Source organism: Mesorhizobium sp. M7A.F.Ca.ET.027.02.1.1 (assembly GCF_004022985.1).
GTDB lineage: Bacteria > Pseudomonadota > Alphaproteobacteria > Rhizobiales > Rhizobiaceae > Mesorhizobium.
The window spans coordinates 1-3,222 of the sequence record NZ_RZOL01000544.1 but is presented as its reverse complement, the minus strand read 5'-3'; the positions used below and the strand labels follow the sequence as shown (position 1 = coordinate 3,222).

Genomic DNA, 3,222 nt, shown 5'->3' with positions numbered 1-3,222 from the left:
GACCGGGTTGTTCATGGCCGGAGCGGCAGCGGGCTTCGGCGCCGCCACGTCGCCGTCGACCGCGGCAATCTGCTGGGCGACCGCGTCGGTTTGCTGCGCGGTCTGTGCCTGCTGCGTCAGCGATTGCGGCGTGTTTCCAACGATGGTTTCGGCGCCCGCCGGCGTGGTCAGCGGAAAGGCAGCTCCCGGTTTGGACATAGGCACGTAGGCGACTTTTTCAGGCAGCGCCGTATCGCTCGTCATCACGGTCGACTGCTCGGTCGTGATCTCGGACGAATCGGCGACAGCGGCCGACTTGCCACTTGAGGCGGCATTCATATCCGATGCGGTGGCATTGTAACCGGGCATTCCGACCGACATTGTCGGGTCGCCAGCCGAAGTGCAGGAGGCCAGAAGCAAGGAGCAGAGCGCTGCCACAATGGCGCGGCGTTCTCCCTTTGCGAGGCTCCATCCTGCTGATTTCAAAGTCAAATTCCCCCTCGATGTCCGGTCGGTATATCCTTGGCGCCACACGCATGCGTCGATGCCAGGGTGACCTTTGTCTCCGATCCGGAAACGAGACCTGTGTCAAATCCGCAAGCCTGGAAGTATTTTTGCGGTGATTGCCGAATTACGGCCGCTTGATGGTTGACGACACCATTTCGCCCGCTTTTGGCGGTCCGTCAACTCACCACACATTACAGTCCGTTACACACGTACTTTCACATAGGTGCCGGGAGCATCACCCAAGGTTTTCATATGCTTGCCCGGTTTGCGGGCAGGCACGCGGGTGTTGTCCTTGGCCTCTATCCAGTCTTGCCAGTGCGGCCACCAGGATCCTGGATGGTCGGTGGCATTGGCTATCCACTGGCTGAAGTCGCCCGTCGGCGTACCCCCGGTCCAGTACTGGTATTTGTTGGATGCCGGCGGATTGACGACCCCTGCGATATGGCCCGACCCGGCCATCACATACTCGACCGTGCCGCCGAAATATTTCGAACCGAGGAACACCGAAAGCGCCGGCGCGATGTGATCTTCCTTGGAGGCGAGGTTGTAGACCGGGATGGTGATGTCCCCAAGCGAGACCGTGTGGCCCGCCAGTTCCATCGTGCCTTGCGAAAGGTTGTTCTCGAGATAGCAGTTGCGCAGGTAGAAAGAGTGATTGGCCGCCGCCATGCGGGTGGAATCTGCATTCCAGTAGAGCAGGTCGAAGGGCAGGGGATCCTTGCCGCGCATGTAGTTGTTGACGACATAGGGCCAGATCAGGTCGCCTGAGCGCAGCATGTTGAAGGCGGTCGCCATCTTGGTGCCGTCGAGATAGCCCTTTTCGCTCATCGACTTTTCCACAGCGGCGACCTGTTCTTCGTCGACGAACACTTTCAGGTCGCCTGCATAGGTGAAGTCGACCTGCGTGGTGAAGAAGGTAGCCGATTTTATGCGGTCGTCGCCCTCTTGCGCCATCAGCGCCAGTGCCGCCGCCAGAAGCGTGCCGCCAACGCAATAGCCGATCGCGTTGACGTCGCGTTCGCCGGTGGCTTTCTCGACGGTGTCGAGGCCGTATTGCAGACCCTCGCGGATATAGGCTTCCCAACTCTTGGTGCCGTGGCGCTCGTCCGGATTGATCCAGGAGATGACGAACACGGTGTGGCCCTGTTCAACCGCCCAGCGAATGAAGGATTTCTGCGGGTTCAAATCGAGGATGTAGAATTTGTTGATCCATGGCGGGCAGATCAGCAAGGGCCGCTTGAGCACCGTCTCGGTCGCCGGGTCGTACTGGATGATTTCGGCGACGTCGCTGCGGCCGACCACCTTGCCAGGAGTGGTGGCGATGTTCCTGCCGATCTCGAAGGGCGAGTAGTCGGCCTGCCGCAGCTTCAGGTCGCCCTTGCCGGCGGCGATGTCCTCGGCCAGCATCTTCATGCCGCGCACCAGGTTTTCGCCGTTCGACGCGACGGTTTCACGGAACAGTTCCGGATTGGTCAGGATGAAATTCGACGGCGAGATGGCGTTGGACACCTGCTTGACGTAAAAGCCGGCCTTGTGGCGGGTGTGCTCGTCAAGGCCTTCGGCGTGCTCGACCAGATCGGCCGCCCAGCGCGAGGTGACGAGATAGGCCTGCTTGAGGAAATCGAAGAAGGCGTTGCGGCCCCATTCCGGGTCGAGGAACCGCTTGTCGCCGCGCTCCGGCTTGACCGCGTCTTCGGTGTCTTGCGCGGCGTTGCTGGTGCGCTGAATGGCGTTGGCCCAGACCGTCATATAGCCGGAGAACAGCCGCGTCTGCGCTTCCAGCGCGCGCTGCGGATCGGCAAGCCAGTATTCGCTGAGCTTGGAAAAGGTCTTCACCATATCGACAACGGGCTCAGCGACATGGTCGCGCACGTCGCCTTTTTCGCGCGGCTCGGCCCAGGCGGAAGCGGCCTTGCCGGCCTGCTCGATCATGCGCGCCATGTTCAGGGCGAAGCGTTCCGGGTCCTTCACCAGATATTGCTCGACGGTCGAAGGCTCGTCATCTTCCGCTTTGACCGAATCGGGTGTTTTGGACATGGTTGGCGGGGTTCCTCCCGAGGCCTTTTCTTGACATATTAACATGGGACATCCGACCGGGCCAATCTCGCTCTACCTCGGCTGCCAAGGAAACAATATGACGATTAATATTGGCGAAACTGTTTTTTTCGGTGCTGGACATTTTTGCCGCATCGGCGCGGCGATCGTCCTCATCGGGATTGCCGGGTGCTCGAGCACCAACACGAATGGCCCGACGCCTGTCGCTGCGGGTACGGGGCCGAAGGATACCGGCACCTTTCCGAACCTGAACATCAAGCCGCAAGTGGCGGCGCCTCAGTTCACCGAAGCCGAGAAGAACGCCAAGCTCGCGCAATTGAAGGCGGATGAGAATGCGCAGGCGGCAAAGGGCGGCGGCCCGAAGGTCGCCAACCAGGCGGCGCTGACGGATCTGGCCAAGAAGCATGGCGACGAAACGCTGAAGCAGATCGAAGCCAAATGCGACCCCGCCCTCGACCCTACCTGCAAATAAGTATATAGCGCGCGCCCAACACCCCCTTCGCTGTCTGGAACTGCCATGGAAGAATTTCACAAGGTTCGCCGGCTTCCGCCTTACGTGTTCGAGCAGGTCAACCGGCTCAAGGCCAGCGCCCGATCGCGTGGCGCCGACATCATCGACCTCGGCATGGGCAATCCGGACCTGCCGACGCCCAAGGCTATCGTCGACAAATTGTGCGAGGT

Annotated in this window: 2 protein-coding genes and 2 pseudogenes; 2 read left to right on the top strand and 2 right to left on the bottom strand. The window is 60.7% G+C overall.

Annotated elements, in window-relative coordinates:
* Both EN749_RS33035 and phaC read right to left on the bottom strand, forming a co-directional pair.
* Positions 1 to 471, bottom strand: a pseudogene (locus EN749_RS33035) (peptidase M15A); the annotation flags it as partial.
* Positions 472 to 687: 216 nt separating this feature from the next.
* Positions 688 to 2,523 (bottom strand): class I poly(R)-hydroxyalkanoic acid synthase, encoded by a 1,836-nt coding sequence (gene phaC / locus EN749_RS33030; protein WP_128364739.1) that lies wholly within the window; start codon positions 2,521 to 2,523, stop codon positions 688 to 690.
* 97 nt (positions 2,524 to 2,620) lie between these two features.
* Here phaC and EN749_RS33025 point away from each other — a divergent pair, with 97 nt between their 5' ends.
* Positions 2,621 to 3,013, top strand: coding sequence for a hypothetical protein (locus tag EN749_RS33025; RefSeq protein ID WP_127269945.1), 393 nt, complete (start codon positions 2,621 to 2,623; stop codon positions 3,011 to 3,013).
* 45 nt (positions 3,014 to 3,058) lie between these two features.
* A pseudogene (locus EN749_RS33020) lies at positions 3,059 to 3,222 on the top strand (aminotransferase); the annotation flags it as partial.